This is a genomic window from Pseudomonas sp. 10S4, from assembly GCF_034344865.1.
GTDB lineage: Bacteria > Pseudomonadota > Gammaproteobacteria > Pseudomonadales > Pseudomonadaceae > Aquipseudomonas.
In genome coordinates, this window is sequence record NZ_CP133774.1 from 1,650,150 (window position 1) to 1,675,144 (window position 24,995).

General features: G+C 60.1%; 15 protein-coding genes and 2 pseudogenes. 14 read left to right on the forward strand and 3 right to left on the reverse strand.

Features of this window, described 5'->3' with window-relative positions; translation table 11 throughout:
* Positions 1–170: 170 nt before the first annotated feature.
* The 7 genes from RHM58_RS07790 to RHM58_RS07820 all read left to right on the forward strand — a co-directional run bounded on the left by RHM58_RS07790 (position 171) and on the right by RHM58_RS07820 (position 11,038).
* The gene (locus RHM58_RS07790) at positions 171–1,622 is read left to right on the forward strand and encodes an alanine/glycine:cation symporter family protein (RefSeq protein ID WP_322270014.1); all 1,452 of its coding nucleotides are present in this window, start codon (positions 171–173) and stop codon (positions 1,620–1,622) included.
* Between the two features lie 167 nt (positions 1,623–1,789).
* Complete coding sequence (locus RHM58_RS07795) at positions 1,790–2,794, forward strand: asparaginase (RefSeq protein WP_322270015.1); 1,005 nt, start codon at positions 1,790–1,792, stop codon at positions 2,792–2,794.
* Between the two features lie 149 nt (positions 2,795–2,943).
* Positions 2,944–3,936 carry an AraC family transcriptional regulator gene (locus tag RHM58_RS07800; protein WP_201199103.1) on the forward strand — a complete coding sequence of 331 codons (993 nt, stop codon included), beginning with the start codon at positions 2,944–2,946 and terminating at the stop codon, positions 3,934–3,936.
* 259 nt (positions 3,937–4,195) lie between these two features.
* Positions 4,196–5,227 carry a histone deacetylase family protein gene (locus RHM58_RS07805; RefSeq protein ID WP_322270016.1) on the forward strand — a complete coding sequence of 344 codons (1,032 nt, stop codon included), beginning with the start codon at positions 4,196–4,198 and terminating at the stop codon, positions 5,225–5,227.
* 12 nt (positions 5,228–5,239) lie between these two features.
* Positions 5,240–6,340 carry a polyamine ABC transporter substrate-binding protein gene (locus RHM58_RS07810; RefSeq protein ID WP_201255051.1) on the forward strand — a complete coding sequence of 367 codons (1,101 nt, stop codon included), beginning with the start codon at positions 5,240–5,242 and terminating at the stop codon, positions 6,338–6,340.
* Between the two features lie 127 nt (positions 6,341–6,467).
* Positions 6,468–8,912, forward strand: a complete 2,445-nt coding sequence (locus RHM58_RS07815; protein ID WP_322270017.1) for a dermonecrotic toxin domain-containing protein — start codon at positions 6,468–6,470, stop codon at positions 8,910–8,912.
* Positions 8,909–11,038 carry a hypothetical protein gene (locus RHM58_RS07820; protein WP_322270019.1) on the forward strand — a complete coding sequence of 710 codons (2,130 nt, stop codon included), beginning with the start codon at positions 8,909–8,911 and terminating at the stop codon, positions 11,036–11,038. Before RHM58_RS07815 ends, RHM58_RS07820 begins: the two co-directional genes overlap by 4 nt.
* A gap of 33 nt (positions 11,039–11,071) precedes the next feature.
* Here RHM58_RS07820 and RHM58_RS07825 read toward each other — a convergent pair whose 3' ends face one another.
* Positions 11,072–12,622: a PLP-dependent aminotransferase family protein gene (locus RHM58_RS07825; protein WP_201255049.1), complete on the reverse strand. Its 1,551-nt coding sequence runs from the start codon at positions 12,620–12,622 to the stop codon at positions 11,072–11,074.
* 104 nt (positions 12,623–12,726) lie between these two features.
* Between RHM58_RS07825 and RHM58_RS07830 the strand changes: the two genes are divergently transcribed.
* The 3 genes from RHM58_RS07830 to RHM58_RS07840 are packed head-to-tail and all read left to right on the forward strand — an operon-like array spanning position 12,727 to position 14,496.
* Positions 12,727–13,350, forward strand: a complete 624-nt coding sequence (locus RHM58_RS07830; RefSeq protein ID WP_201199112.1) for an FMN-binding negative transcriptional regulator — start codon at positions 12,727–12,729, stop codon at positions 13,348–13,350.
* Positions 13,351–13,359: 9 nt separating this feature from the next.
* Positions 13,360–13,806 (forward strand): GNAT family N-acetyltransferase, encoded by a 447-nt coding sequence (locus RHM58_RS07835; RefSeq protein ID WP_201199113.1) that lies wholly within the window; start codon positions 13,360–13,362, stop codon positions 13,804–13,806.
* 18 nt (positions 13,807–13,824) lie between these two features.
* Positions 13,825–14,496 carry a GNAT family N-acetyltransferase gene (locus tag RHM58_RS07840; protein WP_201199114.1) on the forward strand — a complete coding sequence of 224 codons (672 nt, stop codon included), beginning with the start codon at positions 13,825–13,827 and terminating at the stop codon, positions 14,494–14,496.
* Positions 14,497–14,620: 124 nt separating this feature from the next.
* On the opposite strand, the gene RHM58_RS07845 is transcribed toward RHM58_RS07840, so the two are convergent.
* Entirely contained in the window at positions 14,621–15,520 is a 900-nt protein-coding gene (locus tag RHM58_RS07845; RefSeq protein ID WP_201199115.1) for a homocysteine S-methyltransferase family protein, read from the reverse strand.
* Positions 15,521–15,631: 111 nt separating this feature from the next.
* Between RHM58_RS07845 and RHM58_RS07850 the strand changes: the two genes are divergently transcribed.
* The 4 genes and pseudogenes from RHM58_RS07850 (at position 15,632) to RHM58_RS07865 (ending at position 22,977) form a co-directional block, all read left to right on the forward strand.
* The gene (locus tag RHM58_RS07850) at positions 15,632–16,453 is read left to right on the forward strand and encodes an ABC transporter substrate-binding protein (RefSeq protein WP_322270020.1); all 822 of its coding nucleotides are present in this window, start codon (positions 15,632–15,634) and stop codon (positions 16,451–16,453) included.
* Positions 16,450–17,286 (forward strand): amino acid ABC transporter permease, encoded by an 837-nt coding sequence (locus RHM58_RS07855; RefSeq protein ID WP_322270021.1) that lies wholly within the window; start codon positions 16,450–16,452, stop codon positions 17,284–17,286. Before RHM58_RS07850 ends, RHM58_RS07855 begins: the two co-directional genes overlap by 4 nt.
* Before the next feature lie 190 nt (positions 17,287–17,476).
* A pseudogene (locus RHM58_RS07860) lies at positions 17,477–20,434 on the forward strand (autotransporter outer membrane beta-barrel domain-containing protein).
* Between the two features lie 200 nt (positions 20,435–20,634).
* Positions 20,635–22,977 (forward strand): autotransporter outer membrane beta-barrel domain-containing protein, encoded by a 2,343-nt coding sequence (locus RHM58_RS07865; RefSeq protein ID WP_322270022.1) that lies wholly within the window; start codon positions 20,635–20,637, stop codon positions 22,975–22,977.
* Positions 22,978–23,184: 207 nt separating this feature from the next.
* Here the strand turns inward: RHM58_RS07865 and oadA are convergent.
* Positions 23,185–24,995 (reverse strand): annotated as a pseudogene (gene oadA / locus RHM58_RS07870) (sodium-extruding oxaloacetate decarboxylase subunit alpha).

Here is a 24,995-nt window from a genome sequence, read left to right on the forward strand (position 1 = left end):
GTCGGTAACGAGGCCATAACCCATGCGAAACCCGACCTAATAACAACCCGCGATATGGAGAATCTGGACGAACCTTCGCCTCACCTGTTATGCCCCGCGCAAACCGGTGTAACGCGATATTTCTACCCCTCCAGCATTTGCTTAAACAAAAAAATAGCGAGGAATAATCCATGCTCGAAGTCATCAACGACTTCCTCTCAGGGAAAGTACTGATCGTGCTCATTGTCGGGCTCGGTAGCTACTTCACGATCCGATCGCGTTTCGTACAATTGCGCCACTTCTTCCATATGTTCGCCGTGTTCCGCGATAGCCTCAAAAGCAGCGCCGGTCAACTCAGCTCGTTCCAGGCCCTGATGCTCAGCCTGGCTGGCCGCGTCGGTGCAGGCAACATCGCCGGTGTCGGCATCGCCGTGACCCTCGGTGGGCCAGGTGCGGTGTTCTGGATGTGGGTGACCGCGCTGGTCGGCATGTCCAGCAGCTTCTTCGAATGTTCCCTCGGCCAGCTCTACAAACGCTGCGACTCCGACGGCACCTACCGTGGCGGCCCGTCCTATTACATCCAGCACGGCCTGCAGAAACGCTGGTTGGGGATGATCATGGCGTTCCTGCTGCTGATCACCTTCGGCTTCGCCTTCAACGGCCTGCAATCCCATGCCGTGACCCACTCGCTGCAGAACGCATTCCAACTCGACCCGACGTACACCGGGGCGGCGCTGGCAGTGTTGCTGGGCCTGGTGTTCATCGGTGGCATCAAGCGGATCGCCAAGGTTGCTGACCTGCTGGTACCGGTGAAAACCCTGGTGTACATCGGCGTGACCATCTACGTGATCGTGCTGCAATTCGACCACGTGCCGGGCATGCTGATGACCATCGTCAAAAGTGCCTTCGGTCTCGACCAGGCCTTTGGTGGTTTGATCGGCAGCGCCATCGTTATGGGCGTGAAGCGTGGCGTGTTTGCCAACGAAGCTGGCCTGGGCAGTGCGCCTAACGTGGCAGCCGTCGCGTCGGTCGAGCACCCGGTTGCTCAAGGCGTGGTTCAGGCGTTCAGCGTGTTCCTCGACACCTTCGTGATCTGCACCTGCACCGCGCTGCTGATCCTGCTGTCGGGCTTCTACACCCCGGGCTTCGAAGGCGACGGCATTGCCCTGACCCAGAACTCCCTGGCCGCTGTGGTCGGTGACTGGGGCCGCAGTTTCATCTCCATCGCCCTGTCGTTGTTCGTGTTCACCTCGATCCTCTACAACTACTACCTGGGCGAGAGCAACCTGCGCTTCCTGATCGGTGAAAACCGCGCAGCGCTGATCGGCTACCGCGCACTGGTACTGGTGTTGATCTTCTGGGGTGCCATCGAGAACCTCGGTACGGTGTTCGCCTTCGCCGACATCACCATGAAGATGCTGGCGTTCGTGAACCTGATCGCGCTGTTCCTGCTGTTCAAGATCGGCATGCGCATCCTGCGTGACTACGATGACCAGCGTGCTGCCGGCATCAAGACCCCAGTGTTTGATTCGAGCAAGTTCCCGGATCTGGACCTGGACCTGAAAGCCTGGCCCGCCAACCCGCCAGCCGCTGCCACCAAGGCCGAAGCTGAGCAGCAAGGCGTGACCGCAGCGCAACGCTGATCGGTAAAAACCGGGCGCATCCCCTGCGCCCGGCGTGACACAACGTGCGGCCGGCGTCATGCTCGGTCGCAGGTTGTTTTGGTGTGAAGCTGTAAGACCGCATCGCGGCCGTCGCGAGCAAGCTCGCTCCCACACAGGCTCGCTCCCACCGTTCTCGGAGAACCCCCATGAATTCCTCGACCTATCCTGCCGCCCAGCACGTCATGGTGCTCTACACCGGTGGCACCATCGGCATGCAAGCCAGCGCCAACGGCCTGGCCCCGGCGTCCGGTTTCGAAGCGCGGATGCGCGACTACCTGCACAGCCAGCCTGAACTGGTGGTGCCGCAGTGGCGCTTTCGCGAGATGAGCCCGCTGATCGACAGCGCCAACATGACCCCGAGCTACTGGCAGCAACTGCGTGAAGCAGTGGTCGATGCCGTGGATGTGCAGGGCTGTGACAGCGTGCTGATTCTGCACGGCACCGATACCCTCGCCTACAGCGCAGCGGCCATGAGCTTCCAATTGCTCGGCCTGCATGCCCGCGTGTGCTTTACCGGCTCGATGCTGCCAGCCGGCGTGACCGACAGCGATGCCTGGGAAAACCTCAGCGGTGCGCTGGTTGCTCTGGGCCATGGCCTGGCGCCGGGCGTTCATTTGTACTTCCACGGCGAACTGCTGGACCCGACCCGTTGCGCGAAGGTACGCAGTTTCGGGCGTCATCCGTTCAAGCGTCTTGAGCGTCAGGGCGGCGGCGTGAAGGCAGCTTCGATGCCGGCATCGCTGACCTACAACCAGCCCAAACAGTTGGCGAACGTCGCGGTACTGCCGCTGTTCCCCGGCATCAGCGCCGAAGTGCTGAGCAGCCTGCTCGATAGCGGCATTCAGGGCTTGGTGCTGGAATGCTACGGCAGCGGTACCGGGCCGAGCGACAACCCTGAGTTTCTCGCCGCTCTGGAACGGGCGCGGGACAACGGTGTTGTGGTGGTCGCGGTGACGCAGTGCCATGAAGGTGGCGTCGAGCTGGATGTTTACGAGGCGGGGAGCCGCTTGCGTGGTGTTGGTGTGTTGTCCGGTGGCGGCATGACTCGCGAGGCTGCGTTCGGCAAATTGCATGCGTTGCTGGGTGCCGGGCTGGATAACGCTGAAGTGCGTCGTCTCATAGAGCTCGACCTCTGCGGCGAACTCAGCTGACACCTCACCGCCCTTGTAGGAGCGAGGCTTGCCCGCGAAGGCGTCCTTGAAAACGCCAAAAGCTTCGCGGGCAAGCCTCGCTCCTACAGGTCCGGGGCCCCAGGCATATAACTTGCTGTCTTCCAGTCACCCCAAGGCTGGAATCCTCCATGCTCCACTCCCACCTCACCACCCTCAACGCCGTCTCCCTGGTGCTCAACACCTTCAAGGCCGAAGGCCTGTCCAGCGAAGCACTGCTGGCGGGAAGCGGCATCAGCGCGGCGGATCTAAGCCGGGCGGACACGCGGATCACCACCAATCAGGAGATGCAGGTTTGCGCCAACGCGGTCGCGTTCAAGCGTGACATAGGCCTGGAACTCGGTCGGCGGATGCACGTCTCGTCCTACGGCATGCTCGGTTATGCGCTGCTCACCAGTGCCACCTTCGGTGACGCTTTACGTTTGGCGATACGTTATCCGGCGCTGTTGGGAACACTTTTCGAGCTGAGTCTTGAGGACGATGGCGAGCGTGTCTGGTTCGTCGCTGCGGATTATCGGGAAAGCCCGGCGATGGCGGTGTTCAACGCCGAGTTCTGCCTGGTTTCACTGAAAGTCATCTGCGACGACCTGCTCGGGCACCCACTGCCGCTGCGGGCTGCGCGCTTCGAACACACTGCACCGGATTATCAGGCGACCTACGCCGAACACTTCGACTGCCCGCTGAACTTCGAGGCTCCGGACAACGCGTTCGCCTTCGACCGACGCTGGCTCGACCAGCCCTTGCCACTGGCCGATGTCATCACCCATCAAGCCATGGCCGAACGCTGCCGTAAGCAGAACACCGAGTTCACCGGACGTCAGGCGTGGCTGGGGCGGATTCGTCAGTTGCTCAGCGCACAGCTGAACGCGGCGCCGGGGCTTGAGGGGTTGGCCGAGCAGATGAAGTGTTCGGCGCGGACTTTGCGCCGGCATCTGAAGGATCTGGGCTGCAGCTATCAGGAATTGCTCGATGAGCTGCGGTTCGAGCAGGCCAAGCAGATGCTCTGCGAGGATCAATTGCCGATCTATCGGATTGCCGAGGCGTTGGGGTTCAGCGAGACCGCGAGTTTCCGGCATGCGTTTGTGCGCTGGAGTGGTGTGGCGCCCAGCCAATTCCGCCCGTAACAAACCGCCCTTGTAGGCGCGAGGCTTGCCCGCGAAGCTTTTGGCGCTCTCGGGGACGCCTTCGCGGGCAAGTCGAATCGTCGCACCGCTCGCTCCTACGGGTTCTGCGTTATTTGGGGGCGTTGCAGCGCCAATAAGGGGCGAATTTCGGTCAAACCTTTTGGCCATATAAATCCCCTTTTGGCCTTTCCTGCCGTTCTCCCAAACGCTGCGCCCCGCAAGACTGTGTTCAACCGAATCAGCCTGCGGAGAACAAGAAATGCTGACGATCTACTCGGACGATCACCACCTGCATCACGGCCGTTGTGAATTGATGGACGGGCAATTGATGCCCTGCTTCGAAATGCCCTCACGTGCCGACCATGTGCTGCAACGCGTGCAGTACCGCAACCTGGGCCCGGTGGAAGCGCCGCAGGATTTTGGCCTCGGGCCGATCCAGCGCATTCACGATCGCGACTACCTCGACTTCTTCAAAGGTGCCTGGGCACGCTGGACCGAGTTCGGCACCGACGGCGACTTGCTGCCCTATACCTGGCCGGCCCGCACCTTGCGGCGGATCATGCCGACCAGCCTGCATGGCCAACTCGGTTATTACAGCTTCGACGGCGGCGCGCCGATCACTGCTGGCACCTGGCAAGCGGCCTATAGCGCAGCGCAAGTCGCATTGACCGCCCAAGCGGTGATCCAGCGCGGTGCCCGCAGTGCCTTCGCGTTGTGCCGTCCACCGGGACATCACGCCGCCAGCGACTTGATGGGCGGTTATTGCTACCTCAACAACGCCGCTATCGCCACCCAGGCATTTCTCGATCAGGGCCACAAAAAGGTTGCGATCCTCGACGTCGACTACCACCACGGCAACGGCACCCAATCGATTTTCTACCAACGCAGCGACGTGCTGTTCACCTCGATCCACGGCCACCCGGAAGCCGAATTCCCGTTCTTCCTCGGCTATGAAGATGAGCTCGGTGAAGGCCCGGGCGAAGGCTTCAACTTTAACTATCCGTTGCCCGCCGGCACGGGCTGGGACACCTGGAGCGCCGCGCTGGGCCAGGCCTGCAAAGAGATCGAGAAGTACGGTGCCGACATTGTCGTCGTGTCCCTGGGCGTCGATACCTTCAAAGACGATCCAATCTCCCAGTTCAAGCTCGACAGCCCGGATTACCTGGCGATGGGCGAGCGCATCGCGAAGCTCGGCAAGCCGACGCTGTTCGTGATGGAAGGCGGTTACGCAGTAGAAGAAATCGGCATCAATGCCGTGAACGTTCTCGAAGGTTTTGAAAGCGCCCAATGAGGAATTAGAACAATGAACAGACTCAAGCGTTTTATCGCACCAGCGCTTTGCGCCACGGTGCTCAGTGGTGCCGTTCACGCAGAAGACCGAACGTTGCGCGTCTACAACTGGTTCGACTACATCACCCCAAAAGCCCTGGAAGACTTCAAGGCCCAGAACACCCAGACCAAACTGGTCTACGACATCTTCGACACCAACGAAGCGCTGGAAGCCAAGCTGCTGACCGGTAACTCCGGCTACGACGTGGTGGTGCCGTCCAACGTGTTCCTCGCCAAGCAGATCGAAGCCGGCGTGTTCCAGCCGCTGGACCGCAGCAAGCTGGCGAACTGGAACCACCTCGATCCCAAGCTGATGAAGCTGATCGAGGCCAACGACCCCGGCAACAAATTCGCCGTGCCGTACATGTACGGCACCATCCTGATCGGCTTCAACCCGGACAAGGTCAAGGCTGCGCTGGGTGCCAATGCGCCGGTCGACAGTTGGGACCTGATCTTCAAGGAAGAAAACATCAGCAAGCTCAAGCAGTGCGGCGTCGCCCTGCTCGACTCGCCGTCGGAGATCCTGCCGCTGGCCCTGCAACACCTCGGCCTGGATCCGAACAGCAAGAATCCGGCGGACTACGCCAAAGCTGAAGCGCTGTTGATGAAGATCCGTCCGTACATCACCTACTTCCACTCGTCCAAGTACATGGCCGACATCGCCAACGGTGACATCTGTGTCGCGGTCGGTTATTCCGGCAGCTTCTCCCAGGCCGCCAACCGCGCCAAGGAAGCCAAGAACGGTGTCGTCGTCGACATGCGCTTGCCGAAAGAAGGCGCGCCGATCTGGTTCGACATGCTCGCGATTCCTAAAGGGGCGAAAAATCCGGAAGACGCCTACACCTTCATCAACTACCTGCTGCAACCGCAGGTGATTGCGCCGGTCAGCGATTTTGTCGGCTACCCGAACCCGAACAAGGACGCCACCGAATTGGTCGACCCAGCGATCCGCAACAACCCGAACCTGTACCCGACCGAGTCGGCGATGAGCACGCTCTACACCCTGCAACCGCTGCCGCGTGATGCCGAGCGCGCGCGGACCCGGGCCTGGACCAAGATCAAATCCGGGACCTGATTATCCTCACACTGCTGTGTTGAAGACCCGCCCGCGCGGGTCTTTTTTACAGGCGATAAATAATTACCGCCTCAATCAGCGTCGCGTTTCTTACCGTGGCTCAACCCTCGGTCAAAAGGAAACGACCATGACGCAAACATCCACACCCGCCCCGAAAAACGCCTCGAAATTGCTTCAGGGAAAAATCAGCCTGATCATTCAGACCAGCGAAGGTCCCAGCCTCGATGAGGCGGCCGCCAAGCTGTTACGCGACACCTTGAAGCAACAGTATCCAGAGCTGGACATCGATCCTGACCGCACGTTGCTCGTCACGCCGCAATGGAAACAGACAAGCGAACAATTCATCGGCATCGCCCCGAAAATCGAGAGCCTGACCGACGCGTTACTGAGCCAGAGCCAGTCCGGGCAAATCGCCAACTTCACCGAAGGCGAACACTTTCTGACACTGGCACCGCTGACCATTCCGCCGATACAACTGGCCGTCAGCATCGAAGAGATTGCCAACATACTGAACGATTATGCGCCGCTGCTGTACATCGAGTTCCAGCAACGGCAACTCGATTACTGGAACGAATCGCTCGTCGACAAACCCCGTTGGCACGTACTGAGCAACACGCTGAAAAACGCCTTGAACCTCGAACAGGTCAACGGCTGGACGGCTGATCAATGCGCGGTGGCCCGAGCCGTTTTCGCGCACCCGGCCAAGACGGAACGAGCTAAAGCCAATACCACGATCCCGGGCATCCAGGCCTGCCTGATTGATATTGACTACAACAAACCGGACAACACCGGCCACCTTCTGCTGGGTGGCGCGATCGTCCTTAAAGCCACGCACAATCAGCAGGACATGCTGTTGCTGTACAGCATCGAAGGGGGCTACGAAGCGTTCGATTCCATGGACAAACTGGGCGCTTCCCTGCCTGCGCGAATGAACATGGAGAACTCCGGGGAGTCCTTTCAATGGCGTTTGTTCGAGCCTGATGGCGACATTTTCGACTACATGGCCTGGGCACTGGTTGCCGGCCAGATAGAGGCTCTTGCAGCACTCGATTCATCCAACTCTGCCTCGACAAGGCAAATTTTTTCACCTGCACAGGCCGGCGACGCCAGTCGTTTCAGTGCAGAGGAAAAAGAGCGCATCAAGCAACTCAAGAGCGCTGTTCCCGACTGGCTCTCGAATGCCTCGGCAACCGACCTGCAGGACTACGGCCACTATCTGTCGAACCAGGGCAAGCTGCGCAACGCCTCAGAGTTCAGCGACATCCAGCTGATCACTCCTTATGCCCAGGAACAAATGCGCAACGCGATCATCGCGGACAGACGCGTGAATCACGGCAACGATGCTGCCGGACTGCCGCTTGATGAATTGCAGATCACCATCACCAACAGCATGACGGCTGGCGCCTTTACCCTGCCCAACCCACACGACATTTACGTCGAAAGCCTGGGTCAATTCGGCCTGCAAAACGTCGCGCCGTACAAGGCCGAATTGAAGTTCAAGAACAACCATGCATGCCCCGAGTGGCTCACCATTGCCTACCTCAACAAAATGGCAGAGCAGGTCAACATTGGTAAAACCTACCCGGCGCTGCTGAAGAAAAAGCTGATCGATGACAGGGCTCAAGCCCTGCTTCATCAACAACGCTATGTCAGCCTGCTGCCCGACCTGCTCAAGCTCAAGGCCCTGGAATGCAAACTGCAGAACGAGGGCGGGATCGACGACGTTGGCTATCGCTATGTCTGCGAGGTAATGGATATCGCCCAGGGGCAACCGCGCAAGGACCCGCTCGACCTCGTCATTCGCCCTCTGAAGTTTGTCCCCAGGTATCGCCTGCTGTCGGGCGGCGATACCGTGGCCAACATGTTCATCATCGGGCCACGACACCCACGCGGCGGCCCATGCCTGCTCTATCGCCCGGCGCTGGAAGATCCGTTGCTACAGTTCCCTTCGCTGCAGAACATGATTTACGCCATGCACCAGCCTGGCGAACTTCGAGATTCGGTGCTGGCCTGGTTACCGACGTCAGCGCTCAGTTTCGAGTATTCACAGTACGTATTTCCTGTCGGCCTGCCTTCGCCCTGGCTAACGACAGCCTCGGGCATTGAACTGCTGTTGAACCTGGATCTGAGCGGCCCGATTGGCATTGGCACCGAGGAGGTCACCGGCGATCTGCTGACCACGTTGTTCATCAGCAACGCCCACACACTGGTGGAACAGGCTGACCGCCAGTCCCAGTCCAATGGCGAACGCCGCTGGGAGCTGCTGCGTGACAGCGGCTGGGCCATCTTCAGTGTCGCGTCGACCTTTTTGACCGGCCCGGTAGGCACCGCTGCGTGGGCCTGGCAAAGCATCGAACAGCTACAGCAAGGACTTGAGGCCCATGAGCGTGGAGACAGCCTGGTGGAGTGGACATCCCTGGGCGACGTACTCATGACGTTGGGCATGATCCTGATTCATCAGGCCGGCAAGCGCGCTACGGCAGATATCGAGCGTTTACGCGGCAGGCAAAAAAATGGCCCGCATCCGTCACCGCTGAGCGCCCATTACCCGCGCCTGCTGCAACCACCATGACGCTGGACGCTACCGTGCTTTCCGGGGAGTTGCCTGCCTCACACGCAACGGCACTGGAAGCGGGAGAGTCAGTGCCGCGGCGCACCCCCACCGCCCTGGGGGTATACCTGGATAGTGTGAAGGTCAGCCCGCCAAACCTGACCGACAAGGAGTTGGGCGTCCTCTATGACAAGCCGCCGCACCTTTATCAGCTCAACGAAAAACAGTATGCCAAGGTCGCCAATCGCTGGTTCCAGGTGCGGATCAATAACGATGAACAGGTGCAGATCGTCAATCCGAAAAATCCTGTACGCAGCGGCCCGCTGTTAACGCATGACCGAAAGGGCAACTGGTATGTGGACACGCGACTGCGACTGCGTGGTGGCGGACTGAAAAGCCGCCTCACCGCGCTCCGGCTGGATAAGGAGCAGAAGAAAGCGGCCTTGTACGAAAAGGTGAAGGCCTTCAAAAGTCAGGAAAACGCCACGGCGGTCGAAGTTGCACGCCTGCGCGATAACATGATGCAAGCCACTGGTGATGACTTCAACGCCCAGACCGCGCTCTTTACCGACAAGCTCGAAACACGGATCGAAAACTATCGAGAAGCCATCGGGCAACTGAACGAATGGCGCGCACTCGGCGGTACAACCGGTTACAGCTACGATCTGTTGCGCCTGACGACCCAGATGGAAAAGCACCTGACCTTATGGTTCGCGGTCAAGACCCAGGAGTACTCGGCCGCGATCGTAACGTTGCTGAGCAACGATGCGATCAACACCGGGCTAGCGGTAGGCGGCAATACTGAGGCCATTGAAAAGACCGTTGAATTGAGCCAGGCCATCAGCGAACGGGTCGCGCTGGCCAATAACGCCGTGGCCGACCTCAAAGTACTGGGCAAAGCCTCACGCGAAGCAATCCGGGCCATCCAGAAACTGCTGCCTACCTACAGCCCTCTGGATTACAAGGCCAACGAAATCGGCATGGCGTACGAACTGTGTGTACAAGAACAGGCCGGGACGCAAATGCCACAAGCACGCCAGGCCGTGGCGGACATCGTCGTTGAAGCCGCAGAGGCCAGCCAGGAACTCACCGACATCCTGCTTGAATCCAGCAAGGGCCAGACCACCCAGCAACGCGTCACGGCGGTGACCCGGCTCACGGACGTCTTTGCCGACACCCTTCAGCGGATCGACGACCTGCCCACTCAATACCCCAACATGACTCACCCCAAGGCATTGGCCCGTTTGCAAACACTGATCAAGGAGTTCCAGGAGCACGCCCAGGAAATGCTCTACGACTTGCTGCCCGAAAGTGAACAGCCGATTGCACCGAGCCGTTCCACTTCTCCGGTTGCCGGCTCGTCGCGCCCTCAGGCCAAGGTGACGAAGACCCGTCCACGAGATCCAGCGCCTTCGGATGAGCAAAAAGTCGAGGTGCCAGCCTTCAAGAAGCTGGTTCCCAAAACCAAGCCACCTGGCTCGCCGGTCAGGGACGACCTTGACGTCATCAGAGACGGGTTGGAGCTCAACCTGGAACTGGAGCATTTCATTACCCGCATCAGCAAGGATGCGGAACGGGCAAACAACATTCCCGCTGACAGGCAGCATGAGTTCGATTCGCAGGCACTCAAATACGAAAAAGAGGCGGCAGCGGTCGATACCGCGGTGACGAACATTCGTGCGGCCACCGGCACGCCACCTCCCGTCGCGACCCTGAGTAAGGAATTACGAAGTGCTGCCGTCCGTCTTCGAGCCACCGGTATCAGTGTCCGTGCGTCAATGCTCAAGAAGCGCAAACCTCGTCTGGAGTACCTCCAGTGGTTGCATGAGAACGGTCAGGTCAGGCTGGTCCGCAACAAGGAGGGGCGTATCAAGACAAAAGGTAAGGGAGACTATTTCCAGGAGTACCAGATACTCGACATTGCTCGCAACGATCAGCCGCTGTGGTTGGCGCATTTTCACTACGACGCCGCCGACAGCCCTGCCGCCGAACCCACTGCGGCTCATTTAAAAGTCGCGGACAGTTACCTGGACACGCTTGATATGGAGCTTAAAGGGCAACTACTTGAGCTTGAACCGAGGGATTACGTGGTTCGCCGGATCACTGATCCGGCTATACGCTCATTGTTTCTCGCACTGGAACCCTAGGAACAAAAACCGGGTGGCCCGGGTGATCAAAGCCTAGCGGCACCAGGCGCTACGCAACCGAATCAGCGCCGACTCGATCGCCGCCTCCGGCACGGCGGCGAACCCCAGTACCAGCCCGGCACGCTGATCCGCTGGCCGGGTCGAGTCGGGCAGCCAATAGCTGCTCAGCGCGTTGATCTCGACGCCCACCGCCTCGGCTTGCGCCACCAGTTCCCGCTCGCGGGCCAAGCTCTCGACCGAAACCGTCAAATGCAGCCCTGCCGCCACGCTGGGCAGGCTGCCCACACCGGGGATGTCTTTTGGCCAACCAGCCAGCAGTGTATTGCGCCGACTTAGAGCGGCTCGGCGCATACGGCGAATGTGCCGCTGGAAATGCCCGGCGGCGATGAACTCGGCCATCACAGCCTGGGTGCTGACTTCCGAATGACGCACATCCACCGCACGCCGACGGGAAAACGCATCCACCAGGCCCGGCGGTAATACCAGGTAACCCAATCGCAATGCCGGGAACGCCACTTTACCGAACGTCCCGACGTACAACACCCGCCCCTGCCGATCCAGTGCTGCCAATGGGGCCAAAGGTGCGCCGCTGTAGCGGTACTCGCCGTCGTAATCGTCTTCGACGATCCAGCCTTGGGTGCGCTCGGCCCACGCCAACAACTCGAGCCGCCGCGCCAGGCTCATGATCACACCGGTCGGGTACTGATGAGACGGGGTGACATAAGCCAGTCGGCAATCGGTCAACCCGTCCAGCTCGGCGCAATTGATTCCCTCGCTGTCCACCGATACACCGTGCAGTCGGCCACCCGCCACAGCAAAGGCATGACCGGCTGCCCGGTACCCCGGATTCTCGATTGCGACCCCGTCGCCCGGCTCCACGAGCAGCTGTGCACAAAGGCTAATTCCTTGCTGTGCGCCACTGGTGATCACAATTTGCTCAGCCGAGCACTGCATGCCCCGCGAACTGCGCAAATACGCGGCAATCATCCCGCGCAATCGCGCATCACCGGCCGGATCGCCATAACACAGCTGCTGTAAATCCGGTTTTCGCCAGAAAGCCGCGTTCAGCTTGGCCCATACCTCGAACGGAAACAGATCGAACGCCGGCACTCCCACCCGAAAAGCCTTCGGCGGACCGCTCGGCGGCTTGGCCAAATGGTTCTTTTCAACGCGCTCCAGCGCACCGCTGTGGATAACTTTACTGGATGGAATCACAGGTAAATCCAGCCAATTTGTGGATAAGGCTGTGGATAACCCTGTTGAAAACCCTGTGGATACTTTTGTGGATAGTTTTTTTGCCGGCAACGCGGCTTGAGGCAATTGCGCGACATAAGTCCCATCGCCCACCCGTCCTTCGATAAAGCCTTCGGCATAGAGCTGATCGTAGGCGCGGACCACGCTGTTACGGGAAATCGATAACGCCGCCGCCAAGTCACGACTGGCCGGCAATCGCGTGCCACTGGCCAGTCGCCCGTCGAGCACCCGCACCCGCAACGCCTGATAGAGCTGACGACTCAAGCCCTGGCGGCGATCGAGTTCGATGCCGGCCGGGTTGAAGGACAGGGACAGTGGTTCGCTGGTCATTGCCTGCACCTATAAAGAATGGACCTATGAAATTGGTCGGTAATGGCTCTTACAACAGACCAATAGCCTGCCTAGGATGAAGACATTCGCCAAGGGAAATTTCCATGTATACGCCAAGCGCTTTTGCCATCGACGATTTGCAGGAACTGCATCAGCAGATACTCGCCACCCGCCTCGCCGTGCTGGTGACCCATGGTGAACAAGGCCTGCAAGCCAGTCATATCCCGCTGCTGCTGGACGCCGAGCAAGGCCCCAATGGCACCCTTTACGGGCACCTGGCCAAGGCCAATCCACAATGGCAGGAACTGCAAAACGGTGCCGAGGCGCTGGTGATTTTTGCCGGTGCCGATGCTTACGTGAGCCCGGGGTTTTACCCGAGCAAAGCCGAGCACGGCAAAGTCGTGCCGACCTGGAACTACGTCGCCGTGCACGCTTACGGCAAGGCTGAAGTGTTCAACGATGCCCATCGCCTGCGCAATCTGGTCAGCGCCCTGACCGATCGCCACGAAGCGAGCCGTGCCAAGCCCTGGAAAGTCGACGACGCCCCCGCCGACTACATCGACGGCATGCTCAAGGCCATCGTCGGTTTCGCCTTGCCGATCGAGCGCCTGGAAGGCAAACGCAAACTGAGCCAGAACCGTAGTGCCGCAGACATCGCCGGTGTGCGCGAAGGGCTTGCTGCCAGCCCCGACATGCAGGACCAGGCCCTCGCCCACTTGATGCGTTAAGGAATGAACATGAGTCAGATCGAGATTCGCCAGGTCACCACCGACGACCACGCTGCCTGGTTGCCGCTATGGCAGGCCTACTTGAGCTTCTACAACACCGAGTTGCCCGAAGCCGTCACCCAAAGCACCTGGCAGCGCATGCTTGACCCAAGCGAAACCACCCACTCCGCCCTCGCCTGGGCCGATGGCAAAGCCGTGGGGATGGTGAACTTCATCTACCATCGCTCGAACTGGAGCATTGAAAACTCTTGCTACCTGCAAGACCTGCTGGTCGTCCCCGAAACCCGTGGCACCGGCGTCGGTCGGCAGTTGATCGAATTCGTCTACGCCACCGCCAAGGCGGACGGTTGCTGCAAGGTTCACTGGTTGACCCACGAAACAAACGCCACCGCGATCCAGCTCTACGAGCGCATCGCCGAACGCCCTGGTTTCATCCAGTTTCGCAAAGCCCTTTAAGGTTCAAGGAGAACAACAATGACAACTTCACTCGCGGACTGGAAAGGCGCCCCGGCGCCCTCGGTTCAACTGATCGAAGGGCGTTTCATTCGCCTGGAAAAACTCGACCCGGCGCGTCATGCCGATGGCTTGTTCAAAGCCCTGCAGGGCCCGGGTGCCGATCCGAAACTCTGGGATTACTTGCCTTACGGTCCGTTCCCGGAGCGCAGCGTGTTCAACGATTGGCTGAACAACCACGCGGCCAACAGCGATCCGTATTTCTTCGCGGTGATCGACCGCGCCAGTGGCGATGTGCAAGGCATTCTCAGCCTGATGTCGATTGTTCCGGCCCAGGGCCGTATCGAAATCGGCCACGTGACCTTCGGCGCACCGATGCAGCGTTCGCCAAAAAGTACCGAGGCGGTTTACCTGCTGGCCAAAGAGTCGTTTGCCATGGGTTACCGACGCCTGGAGTGGAAGTGCAACAACGGCAACGCCCGCTCCAAATATGCGGCCGAGCGTTTGGGTTTCAGTTTTGAAGGTGTGTTTCGCCAGCACATGGTCGTGAAGGGACAGAACCGCGATACCGCGTGGTACTCGATTCTGGATTCGGAATGGCCGGTGGTTGGCGCTGGGTTTGAGCGGTGGCTTTCGGATGAAAACCAGACAGATTCGGGGCAGGTGAAAACCCTGGCTGAGTGCCGCGGGTAAATCTTTGGCGTCTGGACGGACGCCTTCGCGAGCAAGCCCGCTCCCACATTGGTTATGTGATTGATCACCACATTTGTGGTCAACCGAAAACCCCTATAGGAGCGAGGCTTGCCCGCGAATGGCTTCACGCCAATTTCTGGGCAAGCACCGCAATATGCTCCGGCCCAATCCCGCAGCACCCGCCCAAATGACTGGCCCCACGCTTCTGCCAATCGATGGCCCAGTGCAGGTAACCCGGTGGGTCCAGATCCTCGCGCAATGGGTCGAGCCCGTCGTTGGCCGTCGCCTCTTTCGGTTGCGGCGGGAAGGCATTGGCGTACGCGCCGATATGAATGTTCACACCCAACCGCTCAAACGTTTCCCGCGCCGCATCAATCGCCGCGCCGATCACTTCTGGCTGGCTGCAGTTGAACAGCAACGTTTCGACGCCCAGCTCAGCCGCCACTGCCGCCGCCTCGGCCACCGGCTCACCGGAACGCAAACGCGGCACCTCGTCGGTGTCTTCATCCTTCAAGGTAAACGACAGCCAGAACGGCTTGCCGTCCTTTGGCAGACCCGCGTGGATCGCCCGCGCCTCGACGATTGAGCTCTGGGTTTCCGCCAGCCACAGGTCAACGTGCGGCGCGAGCCCCTTCACCAGTGGCGTCAGTAACTCGGTGACGCGCTCAGCGTCGAACAAGTCCGGCCGGTAGGAGCCAAACAGCGGCGGTAATGAACCGGCCACGCGTACCGGTTTGCCGGCAGCCTCGACTGCACGCCGCGCCAACTCACCGGCCAACGCTGCAAGCGCCTGACCCTCAGCGGCAAAACGCTCTTCGCCAATATGGAACGGCACCACCGCATAACTGTTGCTGGTGATGACGTTCGCGCCGCTTTCGATATAAGCCGCGTGCACCGCTTCGACCGCTTGCGGCGCTTCACTCAAGGCCAGCGCCGACCACTCGGGCTGCCTGAACGGCGCCCCAGCACGTTGCAGCTCACGGCCCATGCCGCCGTCCAGAATTATTGTGCTTCCTGCGCCCATATGCTTTTCACTCATAAGCTTATGAAAATAACTCACTATCAGAGTCGTTCTTATAACTATTTAATACGCACCATTCGGTTAATAACAACCATTATTTATCAGGGATCGACTATGAAAATCCAACCGCTACTGGCCTTGGGCCTGACGATTCTGGCTGCCTCTACCCAAGCCTTTGGCGGCGCCACGCTGGATCGCGTCGAGCAAAAGAAAGAACTGGTGGGCGTGCTGATGGAGAGTTATCCACCGTTCTCGTTCCTCAATGACCAGAACCAGCTCGACGGTTTCGACGTCGATGTGGCGAAAGCCGTGGCCGAGAAACTCGGGGTGAAACTGCGCCTCGAAACGCCGTCCTGGGACGTGATTGCCGCCGGCCGCTGGAGCGGTCGCTACGACATTTGCATCTGCTCCATGACCCCGAGCAAGGCCCGCGCCGAAGTCTTCGACTTCCCGGTGGAGTATTACGCCTCGCCGGCGGTGATCGTGGTCAACGCCAAGGATGACCGCATTCACAACGCCAAGGACCTGAGCGGCAAGAAAGTCGGCCTCACCAGCGCCTCCAGCTACGAAATCTACCTGAACAAAAACCTGGTGATCGAAGGCGCCGAGGACACGAAATTGCAGTACCCGTTCGAGGACGTGCAGATCGCCCCGTATGACACCGACAACGTGGCATTCCAGGATTTGGGCCTGGGCGCTGGCGTGCGACTGGACGCGATCCTCACCAACCTGGTGACCGCACAACCGCGCCTGAACGAAGACAAACGCTTCAAGCTGGCCGGCGACCCGCTGTACTCGGAGCCGAACTCGGTGGCCATCGAAAAAGGCGACGCCCAGTGGGACGGCAAGGTGCGTGAAGTCTTTGCCCAACTGAAACAGGACGGCACGCTGAGCAAGCTCTCGCAAAAATGGATCGGCGCCGATATCAGCAAATGACTTCTTTCCCAAAACCTCCCCAGCCACCGCAACCGGTAGCTGAGTCGCGGCTGCAACGGATCTTCGGTTTCCGCACGCGGCTGTACCTGACCTGGGCGGCGATGCTCGGCTTGTTCGCCAGTTTTTTCCTGAGCTTCGACCTGAAGTTCTCGATCATCCTCGACAAACTGCCCAACCTCGTCGGCCTGCACCTGGCGCCCAATGGCTTCTTGCAAGGGGCGGCGCTGACGTTGTTTCTGTGCCTGTGCTCGATCGTCGCCTCGTCGCTGCTGGGTTTCATCACCGCACTGGCACGGTTATCGAAGAGCGCCGTGGCGTTCGGGATTGCGAGTTTCTACGCGTCGTTCTTTCGCGGCACGCCGCTGCTGATCCAAATCCTGCTGATCTACCTCGGCCTGCCGCAACTGGGCATCGTGCCGGGCGCCGTTGCCGCCGGGATCATCGCCCTGTCGCTGAACTACGGCGCTTACCTGAGCGAAATCTTCCGCGCCGGCATCCTCGGCGTCCCCCATGGCCAACGCGAGGCGTCCCTGGCCCTGGGCATGCGCGAAACCGTAATCTTCTGGCGCGTCACCCTGCCCCAAGCCATGCGCACCATCATCCCGCCGACCACCAACCAATTCATCTCCATGCTCAAGGACTCGTCGCTGATCTCGGTGATGGGGGTTTGGGAGGTTATGTTTTTGGCGCAGTCGTATGGGCGCTCGAGCTATCGGTATATCGAGATGCTGACCACAGCGGCGGTGATTTATTGGGTGATGTCGATTGGGCTGGAGCTGATTCAGGCGAGGATGGAGCGGCATTATGGGAAGGCGTATTTGAGCCGTTCATAGGAGCCGAGCTTGCTACGGACGACGATCCGGCGATGACAGTCTCACGAACGCCATCGCCGGCAAGCCGCGCTCCCACGAGTGACGGACACTCGGAAACATCTGCAAACGATTTCATTTCCCAAAGCCATATTTCTGTAAAACCCCTCCGCTATACCAGACGGCCCGCTTATAACAAAAAGGCTGTCCACCCATGCCCTTCTCGCCCCAACGCCTGGCGCTCTCTATCGCCCTGCTGATCAGCGCCAGCGCCGTCCATGCCAAAACCGTGCAGATCGACACCGCCACCACGACCGCGCAAACCCTCGGCGGTAGCGACACCCTGATGATCTCCGCCCCCGGCAGCATCACCAACAGTGGCAAGGCCGTGAGCCTGAAGGACAGCACCAGCGGCGCAGGTGTGGTGGTCGATAACTCGGGCAAGATCGTGTCCACCGGTGGTCGGGCGATCGACAGCAGTGGCGACTTGACCCAGGCGCGCAACTACAGCATTTACAACCGCAGTGGCGGGCAGATCCTTGGTTTCAACGATGCACTGCGTATCGACAGCAACTTCGCCAGCGGCAGTCTGTTGATCGATAACAGCGGCACCATCCGCTCCACCACTGGCCAAGGCCTGGACCTGGATGCCCTGCGCAGCGCCAGCGTGAAAACCACCATCATCAACCGCGCGGGCGGGCTGATTCGGGGGACGCCAGCGACGGCATGAAGACCGGCGCCAACGCGACGATTACCAACTATGGCGAGATCTCCACCGGCGACTCGCATAACGCCAACGAGAAGTTCGACGGCATCGACATTGATACAGCGACCGGCGTGACGGTGACCAACTACGGCACCATTTCCGGCGGACGCCACGGCATCACCACCGACCTTGGCGCCACACTGGTCAACTACGGCCAGATCACTGGGCGCAACGGTTCGGGTTTCGGTTCCGATGGCGACGGCACGGTGATCAACCACGGCACGATTACCGGCGCCTATTCGGGGCTGCAACCCAACGGTGACGGCGATGGTGTGGACATCGACAACATCGCCCACATTGAAAACTACGGCACCATTCAAGGCGTCGGCGCGGGTGGTGTGGACAAGGGTGGTTTCGCCAACGGCAGTGAAGGCATCGCGCTGGGTGGCGGCTATATTTTGAACGCCAAAGGTGCGCTGATCAGCGGCGCGAACAGCGCGATCCTGGTGGACGACGGCAGCGGTGGTTCAGGTGTGGCAGCGACCACCCTGGAAAACTACGGCACGATTCAGGGCCTCGACGGTTTCGGTGTGAAATTCGTCGGCGAGTTTGCCGACAACGTGATCAACGGCGGCACCATCAGCAGCAGCAACGGCCTGGCGCTGGACCTGGGCGGTGGCAACGACAGCCTCACCTTACGCAACGGCAGCCGCTTTGTCGGCATGGTTGATGGCGGCACCGGTTATGACCGCGTGGTGATGGATGACGTGGCAGGCGGTAGTTTCGGCGCCAGTCACAATTTCGAATGGCTGGAGGTCAAGCAAGGCGTCTGGACGCTGACCGGCAGCGGTGATTTCAGTCGACGGCGGCGCGGTGCGCAATGGCGCGACGCTGATCAACCAGGGCGGCATCGCCGGCAGCCTGACGGTGGACGCGGGCGGTGTGTATGCCGGCGGCGGTTCGGTGGGTAATCTGCTGGTCAACGGTACGTTGCAGACCAATACGCAACTCGGCACCGCGACCGTCGTTCACGATTTGACCTTCGGCAGCGGCGGCATCCTGGCTTACGGCGTGAATGCAGATGGCAGCAGCGCCCCGGTGGTGGTCGGCGGCACCGCCAATCTGAATGGCGCGACCCTGGCGGTGAACCCCGGCAGCGGCACCTATCCATGGCAAAGCAATTACACCGTACTGCAAGCCGCGAGCATCAACGGCACGTTCGGCAAGGTTACCAGCGACTACGCGTTCCTAACGCCGACTCTCGCTTACACCCCGACTCAGGTCGATCTGACCTACACCCGCAATGACATCGCCTTCAACCAGTTCGCCGCCACCGGCAACGGCAGCAACGCTGCCAACAGCCTGGCCTCGATGGGCAGAAACAGCGCGCTCTACAACGCATTGCTCAACACCACCAACACCACGGCGGGCGCGGCCATCGAGCAACTGGCCGGCGCCAGCAACGCCAACCTGACCAGCGCGACTCTCAGCGCCAGCAGCCAGATCGGCGGCAGCATGCTCTCGGCGATGCGGCAAATGGGCGGTGGCGCAGGCTTGCTGATGGGTCTTGATCAACGGGATACGCCCGTTCTCGCTTCCACCGGAGTTCCGTCTGAAGCGCGCAACCTGAATGACCCGAACGCCCAAGGTCGTGTGTGGCTGCAAGCCATCGGCGGCTACGGCAAAATCGACGGCGAACATGGCAACAGCGGATTGGAACAACGCTCGAAAGGCAGCGTGCTCGGCGCTGACTGGGCATTCAACCCGCAATGGCGACTGGGCGTGCTCGGTGGTTATTCGAGAACCGATCTGGATGCCACCGGCGTCGACGGCAATCTCGAGAGCTGGCATGCCGGCGTCTACGCGCTACGCCAAAGTGGCCCGTTCGCGCTGCGCCTCGGTGCGGCCTACAGCGGCCATCAAGGCGAAAGCAAACGCACCGTCGCGTTCAACGGTTTCAATGATCGACCAAAAGGCGATTACGACGCCAACAGCCAACAAGCCTTCGCCGAATTGGGTTACGCGCTGGGCAGCGGTCGACTCAGCGCCGAACCCTTCGCCAACCTCGGCTACCAGCGCTATCACCGCGACAGCTACCAGGAAAAAGGCGGCGTCGCCGCGTTGCAGGTTGACGCGCAAACCCAGGACAACTTCAGCAGCACCTTCGGCGTACGCCTGGCGCACCTGAGCACGCTGGAAAACGGTATGAGCCTGACCCCACGCTTGAGCACTGGCTGGAAGCATACGTATGGCGATGTCAGCAGCTCGACGCGCCAGGCGTTTGTGGTGGGTGGCACGGCGTTCAGTGTCGATGGCAGTTCACTGGATAGGGACAGCCTGGTGCTGGAGGCCGGGTTGGATCTGGGGATTTCTGCGCGTCATAGCGTGGGGATTGCCTACAGCGGCGAGATCGGCAGTAACAGCCGCAATCATGGGTTGATTGGGCAGTGGCAGATGAGATTCTGAGTTTTCGCCAACGGAAGCGTCTGGGATTGCTGTAGGGAAAAACGTCTGATGGCCGGGTGAAACGGAGGGTGGTCGAAGCCCACCGTTGATTCGGCTACAAGCGGTGTTTCTACGCCCTTCGAAACGCCCGGAAATGCCCGGCATCCCGAAACTGGATCGACTTTTACAGTTTGGCCTCACCCCAAAAGAGGCTGAACCCTATGTCCGATCAACACAAACTCCGACCACAACACCTCGCACTGGCCATTGCGCTAGCGTTGGGATGCGCTGAATTTTCAAACGCTCAAGAGTTGTCTGTTAACACCGAACCGCCTGCCCTCGCCGATGCAAAGGAGCTGCCGAGGATTGAGTCAAAGCGCGATCCGATTGCCGTTCTTCAAACCTTCACGAACGCTGAAGACACCGTAACCAAAGTGGTCGACTCACCTCAGAACGTTATAAAAGGAACAGACGCCAACGACCTCATCATCCTGAGGAAGGGCGGCAGCTTCAAAGGGCGGGCTGATGGCGGTGGTGGAATCAACGTCATCCGTCTTGATGACTCCGACGGTGGCGAACTGGGAGACACACGGAACTTCAACGGCCTATACAGTTCGCAGGGCTCATGGACACTGACCAGCAAGGGAGACTTCAAAGAAGGTGTGGTGGTGTTGAATGACGGCATCCTGACCAACAATGGGAAAATCCTGGGTCGCGCGATTGCGATCGGACAGCTCTTCAATAGAGGCGACATAAGTGGCCACGTGGACGTTGAAGAGAGCGGTACTTTCACAGGCTCTGGCACCGTCGGCAGCCTGGGAGTAAACGGTCTGCTCAACGTCGACAGAATGCACGGCGCCCCGAAGATCAAAGGTAACTTGAACCTAACCGAGACAGGCGTATTGGCCTACGAGGTCAACCCCGATGGTCGGGGAGAAACGATCAAGGTTGGAGGCACTGCCAGCCTGGGCGGTTCCACACTGAAAATCGTTGCTGTACCGGGTGAATACCCGCTGAGCAGCCAGTACACAATCATCGAAGCTAAAAAGGTCGAAGGCGAGTTCGGTAAGGTCCTCAACGACTTGGCTTTCATGACCCCGACCCTGCAATACAACCAAAAGAACGTCGGCCTGACCTATGCTCGTAACGAAGTGCCTATCGAGAGTCTCGCCACTTCCAACAACGGACTGGAGTTCGCCAAAAACATCACCGAGCCACAACACATCCCCGAAGCTCAAGTGCCTTCTGACAGCGTGAACACCGACGTCGCCGAAGTGACGCCAACCTTTAACACTGACGCTCCTGCGCCAGCTCCGGAACCAATCATCTTCGCGGATACTTCCGGTGCGGTGCCACAACCCTCAACCGTTGCCGACGCTTCTGGTACTGCGCAACAACCATCCGCAGTCACTGACACTTCCGGTACCGCGCAACAACCATCCGCAGTCACTGACACCTCCGGCGCAGTTCCAAAGCCGTCGACTACCGCAAACACTCCCGCCACCGCTCAAAAACCATCCACCCCGAATGCCGCCATCGCCGCCCTGCTCGCCTCCAACAAAGCCACCGCCGCACGGGCCATCGAACAACTGGCCGGCGGCAGCAATGCCAATCTGGCCAACGCCACTCTCAGCAGCGTCAGCCCGGTGAGCAACAGCATGCTGTCGGCCATGCGCCAATTGGACAGCAGCGACCTCAATGGTAAAAGCGGAGCGCCACGTCTGGCGGCGGGCAGCGAAGCCACTGGCAGGGTCTGGCTACAGGCGCTAGGCAACGGCGGCACACTCGATCGCGGCCAAGGCAGCAGTGCCCTGCAACACTCCACCAAAGGTATGGTGCTGGGCGCAGATTGGGCACTCGATGAGCAATGGCGTGTGGGCGTGATCGGCGGACAGTCGCAAACGCGAATGGACGGCAGCCAACTGGACGGCGACCTCGACAGTTGGCACCTGGGCGCTTACGCCTTGCGCCAAAGCGGTCCGCTGGCATTGCGCCTGGGCGCGACTCACAGCAGCCATGATGGCAGCACCAAACGCCGGATAGCGTTCAACGGTTTCAGTGATCGCCCAAAGGGCAGCTACGACGCCACCACTCAACAAGCCTTTGCGGAGCTCGGTTACAACCTCGCTAGCGGCGACTTCAGCGCCGAACCCTTTGCCAATCTTGGTTACCAGCGCTATCAGCGCGACAGCTATACCGAGAAGGGCGGCGACGCCGCACTGCAAGTCCACGGGCAAACGCAAAATAACTTCAGCAGCACTTTTGGCCTGCGCCTGGCGCAGCTCAATTCCCTGGATAACGGCATGCAACTGACGCCGCGATTCAGCGCCGGCTGGAAACACACCTACGGCGATGTCGACAGCAGGACTCATCAACGACTGGTCACCGGCGGCAGGACTTACACCGTCGAAGGTGCCGCGCTGGATCGTGACAGCCTGATGCTCGATGCGGGGCTGGATCTGGCGGTTTCGGCCCGGCATACGCTGGGTGTCGGTTACAACGCAGAAGTCGGTAATGACAGCCGCAGCCATGGCGTAATGGGCCAATGGCGGATGGCGTTCTAAAACAAAGAGCGTGAGCGATTGAGCGGACGCCTTCGCGGGCAAGCCTCGCTCCTACGGGTTTTGCGTCGATGCGCGACAATAAACCGTAGGAGCGAGGCTTGCCCGCGAAAGCGTCAGCCCAGACAGCACTCTTCTCCCGGATTCACAGGCAAAAAAAGGGGAGCACATGCCCCCCGAGGTTTAAAGCGGTGTATCGAGACTGTTATCTCAGCCTTCGATCTCAATCAGGATTTCGCCCGGGTTCACCCGGTCGCCCTTGGCCACGTGGATGGCGGTGACCTTGCCGGCGATGGCCGCCTGGACTTCGGCTGTTCCATCTTCATGGCTTCGGTGATCAGCACGGCTTGCCCGGCTTTCACGGTGTCGCCTTCCTTGACCAGCACATCGACGATGTTGCCCGGCATGGTGGTGCTGACGTGGCCCGGTGCCGTGGCTTGTTTGCGCTTGCTGCTGCCGCCGCTGACGAATTCGTTGAGCGGTTCGAACACCACTTCTTCCGGCATGCCGTCGATGGTCAGGTAGAAGTGACGCTTGCCTTCAGCCTTGACGCCGACACCGGTGATGTCGACGCGGTAGGTTTCGCCGTGGACATCGATGACGAACTCGGTCGGTACGCCTTCGCCGCCGGCCGAAGCCACGCTACCGGCTTCAGGAATCGGCAACAGCACTTCCGGTGTCAGGGTGCCGGCGTTGCGTTCTTCGAGGAACTTGCGACCGATGTCCGGGAACATGGCGTAGGTCAGCACGTCTTCTTCAGACTTGGCGACCGCACCGATTTCGGCACGCAGCTTGGTCATTTCCGGCTTGAGCAGGTCGGCTGGACGAACGTCGATCACCTCTTCGCTGCCGATGGCCTGGCGACGCAGTTTTTCGTTCACGATACCCGGCGCTTTGCCGTAACCACCTTGCAGATAAAGCTTCACTTCGTTGGTGATGGTTTTGTAGCGCTCGCCGGCCAGCACATTGAAGAACGCCTGGGTGCCGACGATCTGCGAGGTCGGCGTCACCAGCGGCGGGAAGCCGAGGTCTTCACGAACCCGCGGGATTTCGGCCAACACTTCGCTCATGCGGTTCAGTGCGCCCTGCTCTTTCAGCTGGTTGGCCAGGTTGGAAATCATCCCGCCCGGTACCTGGTTGACTTGCACACGGGTGTCGACGGCGGTGAATTCGCTTTCGAACTGGTGGTACTTCTTGCGCACGGCATAGAAGTACAGACCGATCTCTTGCAGCAGTTCCAGGTTCAGGCCGGTGTCGAACTCACTGCCTTTAAGGGCGGCGACCATCGATTCGGTGCCTGGGTGACTGGTGCCCCAAGCGAAGCTGGAGATCGCGGTGTCGATGTGATCGGCACCGTTTTCGATGGCCTTGAGTTGGCACATCGCGGCCAGGCCAGCAGTGTCGTGGGAGTGGATGAACACTGGCAGCGATTGCTCGCTTTTCAGTGCCTTGACCAGTTCGCCAGTGGCGTACGGGCGCAGCAGCCCGGCCATGTCCTTGATCGCCACCGAGTCGCAACCCATGGCTTCCATTTGCTTGGCTTGCGCCACGAACGCCCCAATGGTGTGCACCGGGCTGGTGGTGTAGGCGATAGTGCCCTGGGCATGTTTGCCGGCGGCTTTCACCGCTTCGATGGCCACGCGCAGGTTACGCACGTCGTTCATCGCGTCGAAGATGCGGAACACGTCGATGCCGTTGACCGCTGCTTTAGCGACAAAGGCTTTAACCACGTCGTCGCTGTAATGGCGGTAGCCCAGCAGGTTCTGGCCACGCAGGAGCATTTGCAGGCGTGTGTTAGGCAGCGCCGCGCGCAGTTGGCGCAAACGCTCCCACGGGTCTTCCTTCAGGAAGCGTACGCAGGCGTCGAAAGTCGCGCCGCCCCAGCATTCCAGCGACCAGTAGCCGACTTTGTCGAGCTTATCGCAGATCGGCAGCATGTCTTCGGTGCGCATGCGGGTGGCGAGCAGCGATTGGTGGGCGTCGCGCAGGATGGTGTCGGTAACGAAGATTTTCTTGGTCAT